Here is a 16,942-nt window from a genome sequence, read left to right as displayed (position 1 = left end):
GGTTCACCCGATATGAACACCCCTTTTCGGTCTTCCCCCCGTGTCGTGAAACCCGAATGGATCGATTTCAACGGTCACCTGAACATGGCGTATTATTCTGTGCTGATGGATAATGCCGTCGATGACGCCTATGCCCAAATCGGATTTGGGCCGGAGTATCAGAAACAGGGCTGCACCACCTACGTGGCAGAGTTTCATATATGCTATGTTCGCGAGCTTCACGAAGGGGCATCAACCTACTGTACTTTTCAGTTACTCGACTTTGACGAGAAGCGCTTTCACAGCTTTGTAGAGCTTTGGCACGAAGATGGGTGGCTGGCTGCCACGGGCGAGGCCCTGACACTGCATGTCGACCAATCGGGTCCCCGCGTCGCACCGATGCCCGCTTCAATTCTTGATCAGCTTGAAGCGATGAAATCAGCCCACGCCAGCCTGCCATTTCCGGATCGTGCCGGCCGTAAAATCGGGTTAAACCGCTAAGTCGGATCGGCGATACCGGTTTTTGGGCTGTAAAGCTTTCCCCGGTTACCATAGATTGCTAACTTGACCCGACTAATCCGAAAGCGCTTAGATGCCCCGTTACGAATATAAAGTCGTACCTGCCCCGACCAAAGGCCTCAAAGGCAAGAACGTGAAGGGGGCAGAGGCCAGATTTTCCCATGCGATCCAAGAGCTGATGAACGGACTTTCAGGTTATGGATGGGAATATCTTCGGGCGGAAACCTTACCGTCGATCGAGCGTGCTGGACTGACCGGCACCACCAAAGAGTGGCGAAATATTCTGGTGTTCCGCCGCCTTAGAGAAACCGAAGCGGCAGCATTCCAGCCTGAATTGCTTCCTGCACCCTCTGATATCCCCCCTGAGCCGGCGGTGACACGGCGTGAGCCTCCGGCCCCTGTTCGCATGCCTGCGAAGGCCGTTGCCCCTTTTGACGGGCTATTTGATGATGAGCATGACGATGACAATGCCGATGATGTGGATACACCACCACAGATGCTGAATGCCTTGGCCTCCCGGCGCAAACCCGGCCGTACGCTTTCCCAAGATGATAGCGGCGCGTCGGCGTCCCCGACCCCAGCGGAAAAGCCCGATACTTCCGAAGACCCCGATACCCATCGTTGATCCGGCTACTGGCCCGGATCACGCGGTTTATGTGCTTAAATCAAGCGACAATGCGTGAATACGGCCAATCAAGTCGGGCCCCAGGGCATCGTGCACCGCACGGTGTCGTGCTAACCGGTTCAAGCCCTTGAAATGGGCCGAACGAATCTTCACGTTGAAATGGCTCTCGCCGCCTTCGCGATGTCCTGCGTGGCCGCGATGGCTTTCGCTGTCATCGATGACATTCAGTTCAGTCGGGCTAAATGCGTCTTCAAGTCGATCGGCAATTTCTTGTGTCACTGACATTTTTTAATCCAGCCCCCTTCAATCTCACGCTGCAAGGTCTAAACTGACCGGCCTGAGTCGGAAAGGTCCATATCATGCCCAAGCCTGATCCCTTTGGATTCGACATGTCTGTGTCGTCCTCCAAAAAGAAGAACCCCCGCGGTCGCCGGGGGATGTCCGGTGCATCCGAGACATCACAGCGCCTATGCTCCCACGAGGGCTGCCAAGAGCCCGGCAAATACAGAGCCCCCAAAGCGCCAGACGTACTGGATGACTATTTCTGGTTTTGCCAGCAGCACGTCCGCGAGTACAACCTAAAATGGAATTTCTTCGATGGCACTACCGAAGCCGAATTAAACGCGCAGATGTCCAAGGATAAAGTCTGGGAACGCACCACGAAACCGCTGGGCGATCCAGAGGCCCGCGCGTGGGCCAGACTGGGCATCGAGGATCCGCACCAGGTGCTTGGTAAAAATGCCACGCAAAATCCTGGAAAAGGTCCCGCCGCAGGGCGCCGCCTGCCCCCGACAGAACGCCGCGCCATCGAGATTCTGGAGGCGAAAGACACATGGACCAAAACCCAAGTTCGCAAAGCCTATAAGGCGCTTATCAAGGTTTTGCACCCTGACATGAACGGTGGTGACCGCAGCCAGGAAGAACAGCTTCAGGAAGTTGTGTGGGCGTGGGACCAACTTAAAGGAAGCCGTAACTTCAAGGACTGATTTGCACATGCGCATCAGGCCGAGGGCATCGGCCTGAGAGATTATCACGTCGGGGGCGCTGTCGGATTTCGCATCGCCCCTTGATCCCCGCCTCTGATCCGAGACTTTGCCATGGGGCGATTTGGCTCTTTCCCTCGCGCTCAGGAAAGATATGTTGCCAACCAAAGCTGTGGCGCTCCTGTGCCGCAAGACAAAGAATAAAGCATGAAGGACGCATAGAATATGGCCGAGACCTCATTGGAACTCAACGCAAAGCCCACCAAAGAGATCTCGGTTCGCGAAGTCTTTGGCATCGACACCGATATGATCGTGCATGGGTTCGAGGACCGCACCAGCCGTGTACCCACGTTGGACAGCACCTATAAGTTCGATCCTGATACAACCCTGGCCATACTGGCCGGTTTCAACCACAATCGCCGTGTCATGATCCAAGGGTATCACGGCACCGGCAAGTCCACCCATATCGAACAGGTTGCAAGCTTGCTCAACTGGCCTTGCGTGCGCGTCAACCTTGACAGCCATATCAGCCGGATCGACCTGATCGGCAAGGATGCGATCAAGCTCAAAGATGGCAAGCAAGTCACCGATTTCCAGGAAGGTATCCTGCCGTGGGCGTTGCGCAACCCGACCGCGATCGTATTCGATGAATACGATGCCGGCCGCGCCGATGTGATGTTCGTGATCCAGCGCGTGTTGGAGGTCGACGGCAAACTGACCTTGCTGGACCAGAACCAGGTGATCGAACCCCACCCCTATTTCCGTATCTTTGCCACCGCCAACACCGTGGGCCTGGGCGATACGACGGGGCTGTATCATGGTACGCAACAGATCAACCAGGGTCAGATGGACCGCTGGTCGCTGGTCGCGACCTTGAACTACCTGAGCATCGACGCCGAGACCCAGATCGTTCTGTCGAAAAATCCGCATTACAATACCGACAAGGGCCGCAAGACCATCAAACAGATGGTCACCGTGGCCGATCTGACGCGGACGGCCTTCATGAACGGCGATCTTTCGACGGTAATGTCGCCGCGGACCGTCATTGCATGGGCGCAAAACGCTGAAATCTTTCGGAATGTCGGCTATGCTTTCCGCCTGTCCTTCCTCAACAAATGTGACGAGCTTGAGCGTCAGACCGTCGCCGAATTCTATCAGCGCCTGTTCGACGAGGAACTTCCCGAAAGCGCTGCAAGCGTGAGCCTTGGCTGAAGCCCTGAATTCCATAGGCCCCTGCGCAACTTCGGTATCTTGCGAAGTCCAGCGCTGGGGTCACCTATGTGCCGATCGCCCGTCGCCGGGTTATGGGCGCGACCTGTCGCTCCGGGCTGGTGACGAACCGAGGCTGCTTTTTGCGGGAGCGGCCGGGCACCGGTCAGGATCCGGTGGGAAGGTTCGCGATGTCGATCGTCTGCACCATGGGAAGGTGTTTGAAAGACTGGTCCAAACCTGCGAAAGTTTTACCCATGACCCATTGGCGACGCGAGACCTGAAATGAGCAAACCCTCCGACAATCCCGCCGACGCTTTCAAAAAGGCCTTGGCTGAAGCGACAAAAGTCATGTCGCACGATCCCGACCTGACGGTAAGCTATTCGGTGGATCCGTCAGGCCTGTCGGGAGACGCGATGCGCCTGCCGCAGGTAAGTCGCCGCATGACCCGTGACGAAGTGCTGTTGGCACGGGGGACGGCGGACGCGCTGGCGTTGAACCGGCGGTATCACAATGGTCAGACACATTCGAAATACCTGCCCGCTGGTGAAATGGCCCGGGAACTGTATGAAGCAATGGAAACCGCGCGTTGCGAAGCTGTAGGCGCGCGGGACATGCCGGGTACCGCTGGCAATATCGACGTCAAAATCAAACACGATTCCCTGCGAAAGGGATATGATCAGGCCAAACAACCCAGCGACGTGCCGCTGGCAACCGCGGCGGGTTATCTGGTGCGCCATTTGGCCACAGGTCGCGATCTGCCGGCGGGCGCTGCCAACGCGATGGAACTGTGGCGCGGGTATATCGAGGATCAGGCCGGGGCGACGCTGGATACCCTGAACGACACCCTGGATGATCAGGCGGCCTTTGCGCGGTTCGCCCGCAAGATGATCGTGGACCTGGGCTATGGCGATCAGTTGGGCGATGACCCCGATCAATCGGACGAAGAACAGGACGAGGCTCAGGAAGAAGGCACCGAAGAGGAGCAGGACCCCGACAGCACCGGCGACGATGAACAAGACGACGATCAGGCAGAGGCATCCCCCGAGCAGTCGCAAGAACAGCAGCAGGACGAATCCCAGGCGCAGGTGTCAATGGATGACATGGCCGACCAGGAGCTTGGCGAAGAAGCCGAGATGCCTGATGGCGACGCCCCGATGGAGCCACCTGCCCCGCCGCCGGCGTCGGATGCCGACCCAAACTATCTGGTCTATCAGACCGAACATGACGAGGTGATCGGTGCCGAAGATCTGGCCGAACCGGCCGAGCTTGAACGCCTGCGTGCCTATCTTGACCAGCAGCTTGAACCTTTAAAGGGGGCGGTGAGCCGTTTGGCCAATAAGTTGCAGCGCCGTTTGCAGGCGCAACAAAACCGATCTTGGGAATTCGACCTAGAGGAAGGGACGCTTGACGCGGGCCGGTTGGCGCGCATCGTGGCGAACCCCACAACGCCGCTGTCGTTCAAGGTCGAAAAGGACACCGAGTTTCGCGATACATGCGTCACATTGTTGTTGGATAATTCGGGTTCCATGCGCGGCCGGCCGATTTCCATTGCGGCTATTTGCGCCGATGTTCTGGCACGCACGCTTGAGCGTTGCAACGTCAAGGTGGAAATCCTTGGCTTTACCACCCGCGCCTGGAAAGGGGGTCAGGCCCGCGAAGCCTGGCTGAACCAGGGCCGTCCCGTGCAACCGGGCCGCCTGAACGACCTGCGCCACATCATCTATAAATCCGCCGACGCGCCCTGGCGCCGGACCCGGCCCAACCTGGGTTTGATGATGAAGGAAGGTCTGTTGAAGGAAAACATCGACGGTGAGGCACTGGAATGGGCGCACCGTCGCATGATGGCGCGGCATGAGTCGCGCAAGATCCTGATGGTGATCAGCGATGGCGCACCGGTGGATGACAGCACCCTGTCGGTCAACCCCGCGAACTATCTGGAAAAGCACCTTCGCGACGTCATCGCCATGGTCGAAAAACGCAAGGCGGTAGAGTTGTTGGCGATTGGTATCGGACATGACGTGACCCGGTATTACGAGCGCGCCGTGACAATCACCGACGTCGAACAGTTGGCTGGCGCAATGACCGAACAGCTTGCCGCGCTGTTTGATACCGATCCCCGGGCACGGGCCAGGGTCATGGGGATACGTCGCGCGAGCTGAGGGTTGAGGGACGCTCCGCGGGGAGTTTTTTTGGCAAAATGAAAATGGGAGTCGTGTTTTGTTTCAATCGTTCGAGGTGACCTCCCGGCCTGAGCAAGGGCCCCCGCGGCTGGCGGCATTGCGCAGCGAGATCAAGGCGGAAGGGCTGGACGGGTTTCTTGTCCCTCGTGCGGACGCGCATCAGGGCGAGTACGTCGCACCGCATGATGAGCGGCTGCAATGGTTGACCGGCTTCACCGGCTCGGCGGGCTTTTGTGCTGCATTGATCGGGGCAGCCGGTGTGTTTATTGACGGGCGCTATCGAACCCAGGTCAAGACGCAGATCGCCGATGTCTACACGCCGGTGGCCTGGCCGGAAGTTTCATTAGCCGATTGGCTGCGCGGGCAGTTGCCCCGTGGAGGGATCGTCGGCTTTGACCCATGGCTGCATGCCGCCGCCCAGATCGAACAGTTGAACGGAGCACTGGAGGGCAGTGGCATCGAGATGCGACGGTGTGACAACCTTGTCGACCGTATATGGGAAGACCAGCCGCCCCCACCGGTGAAGATCGCCAAGGTACATCCACTGGAGTTCGCAGGCGAAAGTCATATCGACAAGGCAGCCCGTTTGGGACAATCGCTGCGCGACAGTGGTGCGGCGGCGGCGGTCATCACCTTGCCCGACAGTGTTTGCTGGCTGCTCAATATTCGGGGTGCGGATATCGCGCGAAATCCGGTCGTGCATGGTTTCGCGGTCTTGCACGGCTCGGGACGCATCAACCTGTTCGTGAACCCCGCTAAGATAGAACACCTGACGTCTCATTTCGGATCGACCGTGACTGTCCATCCACCCGAGACACTGTTGGCCTATTTACAGACGGTCGCTGGGCCGGTGCGATTGGACAAGGCCACCGTGCCGATTGCCATTGCGGATGTAATCGGTGATCGGGTCGTTTGGGGGGACGATCCCTGTGCCTTGCCCAAGGCATGCAAAAACGCAGCCGAAGTTGCCGGATCTGCGGCGGCACATCTGCGCGACGGTGCCGCCCTGGTCGAGCTGTTGGCGTGGCTGGACCAGCAACCACCCGGCACCGTGACCGAAATGCAGGTCGTGAGCCGACTGGAAGCTTTCCGGCGTCGCGATAACGCGTTGCAGGACATAAGCTTTGAAACAATTGCGGGTACGGGGCCGAATGGCGCGATCATGCATTACCGGGTCACCGAAGACTCCGACAGCGTGTTGAAGGACGGACATTTATTGGTTCTGGATTCGGGCGGGCAGTATCTGGACGGCACCACGGACATCACGCGGACCGTTGCCATCGGCGCGGTTTTGCCAGAGGCGACGCAGGCGTTTACACGCGTGTTGCTGGGGATGATTGCCATGAGTCGACTGCGTTGGCCGCAAGGGCTTGCCGGGCGCGACATCGAGGCGGTTGGCCGCCTGCCCCTGTGGATGGCCGGCCAGGATTTCGATCATGGGCTCGGCCACGGTGTCGGCGCTTACCTGAGCGTCCATGAAGGGCCGCAACGTCTGAGCAAGGTCAGTTCGGTGCCGCTGATGCCAGGGATGATCCTGAGCAATGAGCCGGGTTATTATCGCGAGGGCGCGTTTGGCATTCGCCTTGAGAACCTGCTGGTCGTGCGGCCTGCTCCCAATCTGGATGGCGGCGATGACCACCGCCCCATGTTGCACTGGGAAACGCTGAGCTTTGCGCCTATCGACACGCGCCTGATCGACCTTGCCCTGTTTGATGACATCTCTCGTGGGTGGCTGAACGCCTATCACAAGCAGGTTGCAGAAAAGATTGGGCCTCGGCTATCGCAGGAGGCGAAACTATGGTTGGATGCTGCGACAGCGCCGATTTAGGCACAGGGATTTTCCATTATTTCAGGGAGTAAGGTCAACCATGGTAGACCATATCAAGATATTGAAAGCTAAAGGCATATGGACAGTGCGCGCCGGCGGCGCGGTAATCGCAGAAACAAAAAACGCGCTTGAACTGCGCGAAGGCGACCGCGACGCCGTCATTTATATCCCGCAGGGTGATGTTGCGATGGCGTTTCTTGACAAGACGGCCATGACCACCCACTGCCCGTATAAAGGTGATGCGAATTACTTTTCCGTGGTGACGAAAAGCCGGACGCTGGAGAATGTCGCATGGACATATGAAGACCCCAACGCGGCGGTTGCCGAAATCAAGGGGCATCTTGCGTTCTATCAGCTGCCCGAGGTGACCATAGAACAGATATAGGTCCGGCTGCCTTTTCTATAGATGTTCAGCGTAACGGTGATTGTGCCGGGCGGATTCAGCCCGGCAAGACCGCCAGTCGACGAGGCAAACACGCACTGGGGGTTGTCCTGAGCCACAGCGTTATGAGCGACCTTGCGGGACGTGAGGTGCCACAAAGGCATCGGAACGCGCTGTGGATTTGAACGGCTGCACCACGCTTGGTTTTGACCTGCAGTAACCGGCGATTGACCCGGAGCAGTCATGAATGTTCTTCCGCCGCGGTCTCTGCCAGGGCGCGGTTATATGCCTTGAGAGCGTCCACGTAGAACAAGGCACCCAAAAGTTCTGGCGGTGCGTCAGCCTGGAGAGCGACGACCGGAATATACGCGGCACCTGATTGTTCGAACACCGGCATTGCGGCCTCCAGGGTGGCGGCACCGTCGATATAGGTTCCTTCGCCGATAAGGTCCCAACACGTTTGTTCATCAGCGGCCCCCGGGTCATCGGGCCGACGCATCATCCGTGCCACCGTGAACATGCATAACAGATACGCCTGAGGGCCAGCGGCCAGATGCACGCCGCGTCGTTCCATCTGTGTCAGGAAGAAACTTCGATGAACAAGTCGTGACGCGAGGGCTGTCGACATGCTGACCGCGACCATGACCGCAAGCCCGGTTTGCCAGTCACCGGTCATTTCGAACACGATCAACGTGGTCGAGATGGGTGCTCCCAATACCGCTGCCGCCACGGCCCCCATGCCTGCCAGGGCATAAAGCGAGGTGGCCCCCGACATTGTGGGAAATACGCCCGTCGCGATCAAGCCAAATGCCAGCCCCGTCAACGCGCCCAGCATCAGCGACGGAGAAAACACCCCACCGCCCATACGCCCGCCAAGCGTTATCGATACCGCCGCGATCTTGAGCGCGGCGAACACGATTGCTTCGTTCAGGATCATGTCGCCGGACAGGGCCCGGCTGGTGGTTTCATAGCCCACGCCGATAATATGCGGAAACCAAAGAGCGATAACGCCCAAAATTGCCCCGGCGACCATCGGACGTATGTAGCGGGGCAGCTTGCTGAGATCCTGAATGTAATTGCCGATATCCTCGGCCCAGAATATCCCCCGCATCAAGATCACCGCCACGATACCGCAGGTCAAACCCAACAACAGAAATGCCGGTAGCTCTGCATAGAATGACACGTCGCCGATCGTGGGGAGCACAAATTCAGTCAATCCGCCAAATTCAAGGCGGTTGATCACCGTACCGGCGACAGAGGCGATGACGATCGGCGCAAATGCATGGACGGCGAAATGGCGCAGCACAATTTCCAATGCAAACAACGCCCCCGCGATGGGGGCATTGAAGCTGGCCGAAACCGCCGCCGCGACAGCACAGCCCAACAGATCGCGCCCGGTAACGCCACTGGCGTTGATGCGCCGACTGACCAACGTAGAGATCACCGCCGCCAAATGCACCACCGGCCCTTCGCGCCCCGAAGAGCCGCCGGTGCTGAGGGTGATGAGAGACGCGAGGGTCGAGGCCAGCCCCGCCCGGGTTTCAACCCGGCCTTCATGAAGCGCTGATCCGAGAATGACGTCGCTGACGCTCCTTGCACGCGCATCACGGGTGAAATTGTGCAAGATCAACCCTACGACCAAACCGCCGAAGGTTGGAATAAGCACCACCCAGTACCAATCAAGACTGCCGATGAAACTGTGCAGATGCTGGGTGTCTTCAGTACCGTATAAAAATGCCTGAATGGCATTGATGCCTTTGCGAAAGAACAATGCCGCAAAGCCTGCGGCGATGCCTATCACCAAGGCAATAAACCAGAAAACGATCTTGCTGGGCCCCTTCTCGCGCAGAACCTCCCAACCGCGGCGCGTCTGATCACGGGCCAGGTTATAGTGGTGGGATAGATAAAGGCGTGGTTTCAATGCCATAGCGACTACGTTTCAGGGTACCTTGTGTCTGGACGGTGATGGCCCGAGAGATGACCCGACAACGGCACTATATCCTCAGCCTGCATATTCCGCGCCCAACAACTCGCGGGCGGCAGCACGCGCTGCTTGCGTGATCGTATCGCCTGACAACATGCGGGCAACCTCGTCCACCCGTTCGACGTCCGAAAGCGGGGTGACGGTCGACAGCGTCATGCCATCTGACACGGTTTTCGACACGCGCCAATGGTGCGCGCCCAACGCGGCAACCTGCGGTGAATGGGTCACTACCAACACTTGCCCGCCTTTTGACAGCGCGGCAAGACGTCTTCCCACCGCATCCGCCGTCGCCCCGCCAACGCCCCGGTCGATTTCATCGAAAATCATCGTCAGACCGGTTTGTCCCTTGGCCAGGCACACCTTGAGCGCCAACAAAAAACGGCTAAGCTCGCCGCCGGAGGCTATCTTGCCCAAAGGCCCTGCGGGTGCGCCGGGGTTGGGTGCGACGGTAAAAGACACCATGTCACCGCCATCTGGACCAGCAGTATCAGGGGTGACCTGCGTCTGAAAGACCGCCCTTTCCATCTTGAGCGGGGTCAGTTCTTCGGCAACAGCCGCATCAAGCTTTTTGGCCGATTTAGCCCGCGATGCCGTCAAAGCGCCGATGGCTGCATCGTAAATAGCCTGCGTTTCCCGCACCTTCTTCTCAAGCTCTGCCTGGGCCGCATCACCGGCATCGAGCGCTTCGAGCTTGCCGCGCAGCGTATCGGCGAAACCGGCAAGATCATCTGGCTGCACGTCGTGCTTGCGGGCCATCGCGCGGATCGCGAACAGCCGCTCTTCGGTTTCCTCCAGTTCGACCGGATTGAACGACATCACGTCAATTGCAGCCGCGATACCCTCCATCGCGTCGTCTAATTCGATCATCGCGCGCGACAAAGCCGCCAAGGGAGCTTCCAGTGCCCCTTCGGCCTTGTGCGCAACGCCGTCAAGCCAGCGTAACGCATCACCAATCTGGGTTTCCGCACCGCCCTGGCCAAGCATTTCATAGGCATTGACCACATCCGTGCGGATTTTTTCAGCCCCTTGCATCATCCGGCGGCGCACATCAAGCTGGGCCTCTTCCCCCGGTTCCGGGTTCAGCTTGTCCAACTCTGCCACCGCATGACGCAGAAATTCTTCTTCCGCTGCGATTGCATCGCGATCCTTGGCGGCTTTCTGCGCTGCCTTGCGTGCAGCGTTCAACGCGCCCCAGGCCTCGCGCACCGCTTCGCGCAAGCTGCTGTTGTCGGCAAATTCGTCCAGGATGGCTCGGTGGCCCTTGGGGTCAAGCAAGCCTCGATCGTCATGCTGGCCGTGAAGCTCCACCAACGTTTCCGACAACGCCCGCAAAACTTCGCCCGAACAGCGGCGGTCATTGACCCACGCCGTCTTGCGCCCGTCCGACCCGTTGATACGCCGCAAGATCAGCTCCGGCCCGCCCGGCAACCCGGCCGCGTCCAGCACCGCATGTGCGGGGTGCCCGTCAGGCAGGTCGAACCACGCCGTCACTTCGCCTTGGTCCGCCCCCTGTCGCACCAGATCCGCCCGCCCACGCCACCCAAGCACGAACCCCAGACTGTCAAGAAGAATGGATTTACCCGCCCCGGTTTCACCGGTTAGCACATTGAGACCCGGCTGAAACGCCAGTTCCAGCCGGTCGATGATCAACATATCCGAGATGTCTAGGCCGCGTAGCATGGGTTACATTCCGTGTAGGTCGCACAGCCGCGCTTGGGTCAGAGCCACTCGCCCTTGATGGTCTGCCGATAGATCGCGGTCAGCCAATTGTCGCCAAATGACTTCATCTCCAACCCTTTGCCGGTCAGCAGCTTGTAGCTCGCCTCGTACCATTCGGTTGATCTGTAGTTATAGCCCAGGATCGCGCCGGCAGTCTGCGCCTCGTCCGTAAGACCCAATGACAGATAGGCTTCGACAAGGCGGTGCAATGCCTCTGCGGTGTGGGTCGTGGTCTGGAAATCCTCGACGACGACACGGAACCGGTTGATGGCCGCGGTATAATGCTTGCGGCGCAGATAATAGCGCCCGACTTCCATTTCCTTGCCTGCAAGGTGATCGAAGGCCAGATCGAACTTCAGAACCGCAGAACGGGCGTATTCGCTGTCAGGGTAACCTTCGATAACCTGACGCAAGGCTTGCAGCGCCTGAAAGGTCAGCCCTTGATCGCGTCCGACCTCGTCAATCTGATCATAATAGCTGAGCGCCAAGAGATAGCTGGCGTATGACGCGTCATCATCATCAGGGAAGAAATCAATATACCGTTGCGCGGCGGCGCGACTGTTTTCGTAATCTTTGTCCTGATGGTACGAATAGGCTTGCATGATCAACGCACGTTTCGCCCAATCCGAATACGGATACAGCCTTTCGATCTCTGAGAAATATTCAGCAGCATCCGCCGGGCGCTTGCGGTTCAATTCAAATTCGCCGCGCTCGTAAATCTGTTCGGCTGAATAGGTCTCGAGAGGGATTTCCTGAGAGTTGAAAAAGCTCTTGGTTCTGCGACCGGTATCCTGGTTACCGCAAGCCCCAAGCGCCGCAACCACTAGCACCGCACCGACCAACCGCTTGCGCGACTTCGCACCTGTCATGCTGTTCACCCTCGTTTCTTTCCCACTGTCACGTCTTACGTTACGCTTTTGCCAATGACCAGCACAAGGTATCGCTGGGGTCGTGCGATCCCTAAAACTCAGCTGGAATTTAGCCTGCCGACCCCTGTTCAATTATATCAACGATTACCCAAGCGCCACGTGAGTTTCAACCGCCGTTAACGCTTGTACACGATCTGATGAACAGGCAATTTCAGCAGCAGTCAGGCCACTGCGGGGATTTCCGCCATAACAAGCCCATAGCCCGGAAGACGCGACGTCATCGCGGCATCGCATTCAACCATCCGCACGGCACCCGGGGTCGCGAAAAGCGCACGCAACAACGTGTTTGTCATGGTGTGCCCGGCACGAATGCCAGTGTAATGGCCAATCAGTGGTGCGCCTGCCAAAGCAAGGTCGCCCAAAGCGTCAAGCATCTTGTGACGCACGGGTTCGTCGGCATGACGCAGCCCGCCGGGGCTAAGCACCTTGTCGCCTTCGAACACGATAGCGTTCTCGCCGGCGCTCCCGCCAAGGGCAAGGCCATTGGCTTGCATGGCGTCCACGTCTGCCTGGCGACAGAAGGTTCTGCTGTCGCACAGTTCACGGGCAAAGCTGCCATTGTTCATCACCAGCGATTTTTGCTGGTGACCAATCGCGGCATCGACGAAATCGATCTCAAAATCGATCTTCAGCGTGTCGCTGGGTGCGATGGTCGCAGTTGCATCGCCTTCGGTGATCGTGACGGTTTTCAACACCTCAAGGGCAAATACCGGGGCGGTCAGCATGCGCACACCGCGCTGCATGATACCACGAACAAAAGGGGCCGAAGAGCCGTCGAGAATTGGTACTTCGGGACCGTCAATCTCGATCAGAGCGTTGTGGATTCCACACCCTGCAAGCGCCGCCATAAGATGTTCGACGGTCGAAACCTGCAAACCCGAGCTATTCTCAAGTTTGGTGCACAGCGGGGAACGGTTGACGGCATCCCAACGCGCAGGGATCAGGCGATCACCCACTTCGACGTCGCTGCGTGAAAACCAGATGCCATGATGTGCACTGGCCGGACGTATCACAACGGTTGCAGCCAAACCGGAATGCAAGCCAGTGCCGCTAAAGCTGATCGGTGTCTTTATGGTTGTCTGCACGGTCAATTCCCAACGTTCCAAAGATCGTTTGTCTAAGTTGAACCTACACCTAAAGGCACCGTTCCAAATGCTCAATTCAATCATTGCTACCGTCTGAAACATCACTGTCACAATTGCGCCTATTTTCCCAAACCGTCAGCTAATATGTTGATATATTTATATATTTGCCGCTACAGAGTGATCATTTTGGCTCATTTCCGTGAACAGAAACTTTGGCTTTTTTATGTCCCGGTTACAAAAACCACCTGCGATGTGACAGAAAAGCCGCAACGGATGCTGTGCTGCGGCAAGCGATTCCGACGCCGCAAATAAAAAGGCCACCCCCTGAGGGATGGCCTTTCCTTCGTCGACGAGGTGTCTTCGACAGGTTTAGTTCGCTTGGCGACGCAGGAAGGCGGGGATCTCAATACGCTCTTGATCTTCATCGTGAACATCGCGTGGCTGCGGCGCTGCCGAAGAGGCGCGGGTCTGTACTGGTGGTTGCTGGCGCGCAGGGCGCTGCTGCCCGTCGGCTTCGCCATGCCCGGTCATGCGATTGATCAGGGAATTGATGCCAAACCGCTTTTCAGCATGCTCCGCACCGGCTGGTTGCTGGCGTTGCTGTGGTGCCTGCGGCTGCTGCGCACGTTGAGGCGCGGCCGGGGACGCTTTTTGCGCCGCGGCGCGCAACCGAGCCAACGCTTCGGGGGAAGGCGTGCCAGGTGCAGGTGCACGCGGCGCAACAAATGCCTCTTGCGGGGTTTCGTGCACCTCTACCGTATCGTGACGCGGTTGAAACGACGCGACTTCGGGACGGTACGCGGGGGCTGGCAGACCGTCGCTGTCAGCGCTGTCTTCCAACACACTTTCATCGTCGAATTGACCTTGGTTACCCGAGGTGCCGTTGTCGAAAAGCTGCGGTTGCTCATCTTCGTATTCAACTTTGGCCGCAACCGGCGCAGGCGCGGCTACAGGCTGTGGCGCGGGCTCTTCCGAAACGGTCTTTGCAGGCAAAGGCTGTGACATGGAGCGACGTGGAACCGGCATTTCAGTGTTCACATCCACCGCGTCGATACCAGTGGCAACAACGCTCACGCGCATCACGCCACCAAGTTCGGTATCAAGCGTGGAACCAACAATGATGTTCGCGTCTGGGTCGACTTCTTCGCGGATACGGTTCGCCGCTTCGTCCAGTTCGAACAGGGTCAGGTCGTGACCGCCGGTGATGTTGATCAGAACGCCCTTGGCACCGCGCAGGCTGATTTCGTCCAGCAGCGGGTTCGCGATGGCTTTCTCGGCGGCCTGGATGGCGCGATCTTCGCCCTCCGCCTCGCCGGTGCCCATCATCGCCTTGCCCATCTCGTCCATCACGGCACGCACGTCCGCAAAGTCGAGATTGATCAGGCCGGGTCGGACCATCAGATCCGTTACGCCTTTGACACCTTGGTACAGCACGTCGTCCGCCATGGAGAATGCTTCGGTAAAGGTGGTTTTTTCGTTCGCCAAACGGAACAGGTTCTGGTTGGGGATGATGATCAGCGTATCGACGACCTTTTGCAGCGCCTCGATACCGTCTTCAGCCTGACGCATCCGCTTGATGCCTTCAAACTGGAACGGCTTGGTCACGACGCCAACGGTCAGAACACCCAATTCACGCGCGGCCTGTGCGATGATCGGCGCGGCCCCTGTCCCGGTGCCACCACCCATACCGGCGGTGATAAAGCACATGTGCGCCCCGGCAAGATGATCGACGATCTGTTCAATGCTTTCTTCGGCAGCGGCGGCCCCGACAGAGGCACGGGCACCCGCGCCCAGACCTTCGGTTACCTTGATACCCAGTTGAACGCGGTTCTCGGCTTTCGCCTGCTGAAGCGCTTGCGCATCAGTGTTGGCGACCACGAAATCAACACCGTCGAGCTCTTTCTCGATCATGTTGTTCACGGCGTTCCCGCCTGCCCCGCCCACCCCGAAAACGGTGATCCGAGGTTTCAAGTCGCCTTGTCCTGGCATTGAGAGATTAAGTGTCATGAGCCGTCCGCCTGTATTGTTTTGCCCGCTTGCGGGGCATTTTTTTGAGCATTCTCCCACATTGTATAGGGATTAGCCCCTTGCGTCACCTAGAAAACACGGTTTTGCCACATAATATGGGCGTTTTTTTGCCGATTTTGCCTCTATTTCGGTTCCTACACCGCATATAGGGGTCACCAGTTGTCTCGGAACCACTTGACAGCCCGCTTGAGCGACCGTGCAGGATAGCGGTCAGCGGGGATGTCGAAGTCCCACCATTCGTCTTGCGGATGGGCCGCAAACAGCGCCAGCCCCACGGCGGAGGCGAAACTCGGGCCGGTCGCGGCCTGTGGCAAACCATGCACCCGCAGCGGCCGCCCCAGGCGTACCTGCTGGCCCAATATCTTGCTTGCCAGCCCATCCAGCCCGGGTATCTGGCTGCCGCCGCCGGTCAGCACGATTTGCTGGCTCGGAAGATGATCGAACCCAGCGGCATCCAGACGCGCCCTGACCTCTTCGAGTATTTCTTCGACCCGGGGACGCATGATGCCGATCAGCTCTGCACGGCTCACGGTTCGCCGGTCATGTTCATAGTCGCCGGTATCGCCCCCGATATCTATCATCTCGCGGTCGTCCATGCCCGTCGCATGCACACCACCGTAAAAGGTCTTGATCCGTTCCGCGTTGGCAGTGGGCACCTGCAAGCCCATGGAAATATCAGAGGTGATATGATCGCCTCCCATGCGCACACTATCTGCGTAGATCATGTGCTTGCGGATGAAGATCGATACAGAGGTCGAGCCCCCGCCCAAGTCGATGCAAGCAGCGCCCAGTTCTTGTTCATCTTCCACCAGTGACGAGATGCCCGAGACATAGGCGGAGGATGCAATCCCTGCCAGCTCCAGATCGCACCGCTTGATGCAATGCGCCAAATGTTGCACTGCGGCGCCATCGACAGTCAGCATGTGCAAATCTACCGACAGGCTGTTGCCCAACTGCCCGCGCGGGTCGGACAAGCCCGAACGATTGTCCAAGGCGAAATTTACCGGCTGGGCATGCAGCACTTCGCGATCTTCGCCATATTCCGGCACATCACAGCTTGCCAGAACCCGCGCGACATCCTGCTCCGAGACAACCTGCCCCTCTAGGTCGATTTCCGCGTCCAACCCATAGCTGCGCGGTTCGGCGCCTGAAAAGCAGGCAATCACATGATCCACCCGGATATTGGCCATTTTCTGCGCCGCCTGAAGTGCCGTGCGCACAGCACGTTCGGTCTCTTGCATGGCGCAGATTTCACCAAACCGCACCCCGCGTGACCGGGTGGTCGCGGCACCGATCACCCGAAACCCCGATTGGCCGGCCAGTGACCCGATTTCGCCGTCTTCCGAGACACGACCCGTGCCATCGAACCGAAGCACTAGGCAGGCAATCTTTGAACTGCCTACATCCAGAATAGCCACCACGCCGCGTTGCATCGCGAGCTTGCGCATATGTCGCATTGATCGCTGGCTGTCGTATAGGTCCATCATC

Annotated in this window: 14 protein-coding genes; 7 read left to right on the top strand and 7 right to left on the bottom strand. The window is 58.4% G+C overall.

Going from position 1 to position 16,942, the window contains the following annotated elements; translation table 11 throughout:
• Positions 1–12 precede the first annotated feature (12 nt).
• The gene (locus tag AC13DE_RS17650; protein ID WP_483048576.1) at positions 13–480 is read left to right on the top strand and encodes a thioesterase family protein; all 468 of its coding nucleotides are present in this window, start codon (positions 13–15) and stop codon (positions 478–480) included.
• Between the two features lie 91 nt (positions 481–571).
• The gene (locus AC13DE_RS17645; protein ID WP_483048575.1) at positions 572–1,123 is read left to right on the top strand and encodes a DUF4177 domain-containing protein; all 552 of its coding nucleotides are present in this window, start codon (positions 572–574) and stop codon (positions 1,121–1,123) included.
• A 27-nt stretch (positions 1,124–1,150) separates the two neighbouring features.
• On the opposite strand, the gene AC13DE_RS17640 is transcribed toward AC13DE_RS17645, so the two are convergent.
• Positions 1,151–1,408 carry a BolA family protein gene (locus AC13DE_RS17640; protein ID WP_446314027.1) on the bottom strand — a complete coding sequence of 86 codons (258 nt, stop codon included), beginning with the start codon at positions 1,406–1,408 and terminating at the stop codon, positions 1,151–1,153.
• 74 nt (positions 1,409–1,482) lie between these two features.
• On the opposite strand from AC13DE_RS17640, the gene AC13DE_RS17635 reads away from it, so the two are divergent.
• The 5 genes from AC13DE_RS17635 to AC13DE_RS17615 all read left to right on the top strand — a co-directional run bounded on the left by AC13DE_RS17635 (position 1,483) and on the right by AC13DE_RS17615 (position 7,712).
• A complete protein-coding gene (locus AC13DE_RS17635; protein WP_446295603.1) occupies positions 1,483–2,109 on the top strand; it encodes a J domain-containing protein in 627 nt (208 codons plus the stop codon).
• Between the two features lie 222 nt (positions 2,110–2,331).
• On the top strand, positions 2,332–3,318 hold the full coding sequence (gene cobS / locus AC13DE_RS17630) for a cobaltochelatase subunit CobS (protein WP_446295604.1): 987 nt from the start codon (positions 2,332–2,334) through the stop codon (positions 3,316–3,318).
• A 282-nt stretch (positions 3,319–3,600) separates the two neighbouring features.
• Complete coding sequence (cobT, locus tag AC13DE_RS17625; protein WP_446314026.1) at positions 3,601–5,478, top strand: cobaltochelatase subunit CobT; 1,878 nt, start codon at positions 3,601–3,603, stop codon at positions 5,476–5,478.
• Positions 5,479–5,536: 58 nt separating this feature from the next.
• Positions 5,537–7,327, top strand: a complete 1,791-nt coding sequence (locus AC13DE_RS17620; RefSeq protein ID WP_483048574.1) for an aminopeptidase P family protein — start codon at positions 5,537–5,539, stop codon at positions 7,325–7,327.
• A 40-nt stretch (positions 7,328–7,367) separates the two neighbouring features.
• A complete protein-coding gene (locus tag AC13DE_RS17615; protein WP_446295607.1) occupies positions 7,368–7,712 on the top strand; it encodes a DUF427 domain-containing protein in 345 nt (114 codons plus the stop codon).
• A gap of 238 nt (positions 7,713–7,950) precedes the next feature.
• Here AC13DE_RS17615 and AC13DE_RS17610 read toward each other — a convergent pair whose 3' ends face one another.
• From AC13DE_RS17610 to ftsA, 6 genes are all read right to left on the bottom strand, one after another.
• Complete coding sequence (locus AC13DE_RS17610) at positions 7,951–9,636, bottom strand: chloride channel protein (RefSeq protein ID WP_483048573.1); 1,686 nt, start codon at positions 9,634–9,636, stop codon at positions 7,951–7,953.
• A 75-nt stretch (positions 9,637–9,711) separates the two neighbouring features.
• Positions 9,712–11,373: a DNA repair protein RecN gene (gene recN, locus AC13DE_RS17605; protein WP_483048572.1), complete on the bottom strand. Its 1,662-nt coding sequence runs from the start codon at positions 11,371–11,373 to the stop codon at positions 9,712–9,714.
• 38 nt (positions 11,374–11,411) lie between these two features.
• On the bottom strand, positions 11,412–12,281 hold the full coding sequence (locus AC13DE_RS17600) for an outer membrane protein assembly factor BamD (protein WP_446295610.1): 870 nt from the start codon (positions 12,279–12,281) through the stop codon (positions 11,412–11,414).
• Positions 12,282–12,502: 221 nt separating this feature from the next.
• Positions 12,503–13,426: a UDP-3-O-acyl-N-acetylglucosamine deacetylase gene (gene lpxC, locus AC13DE_RS17595; RefSeq protein WP_446314021.1), complete on the bottom strand. Its 924-nt coding sequence runs from the start codon at positions 13,424–13,426 to the stop codon at positions 12,503–12,505.
• A gap of 369 nt (positions 13,427–13,795) precedes the next feature.
• Positions 13,796–15,433, bottom strand: coding sequence for a cell division protein FtsZ (gene ftsZ / locus AC13DE_RS17590; RefSeq protein ID WP_446295612.1), 1,638 nt, complete (start codon positions 15,431–15,433; stop codon positions 13,796–13,798).
• A gap of 173 nt (positions 15,434–15,606) precedes the next feature.
• Complete coding sequence (gene ftsA, locus AC13DE_RS17585) at positions 15,607–16,941, bottom strand: cell division protein FtsA (protein WP_446306319.1); 1,335 nt, start codon at positions 16,939–16,941, stop codon at positions 15,607–15,609.
• Position 16,942 lies beyond the last annotated feature (1 nt).

Source organism: Sulfitobacter sp. L-8 (genome assembly GCF_056859255.1).
This window is presented reverse-complemented; position numbering and strand designations above follow the sequence as displayed.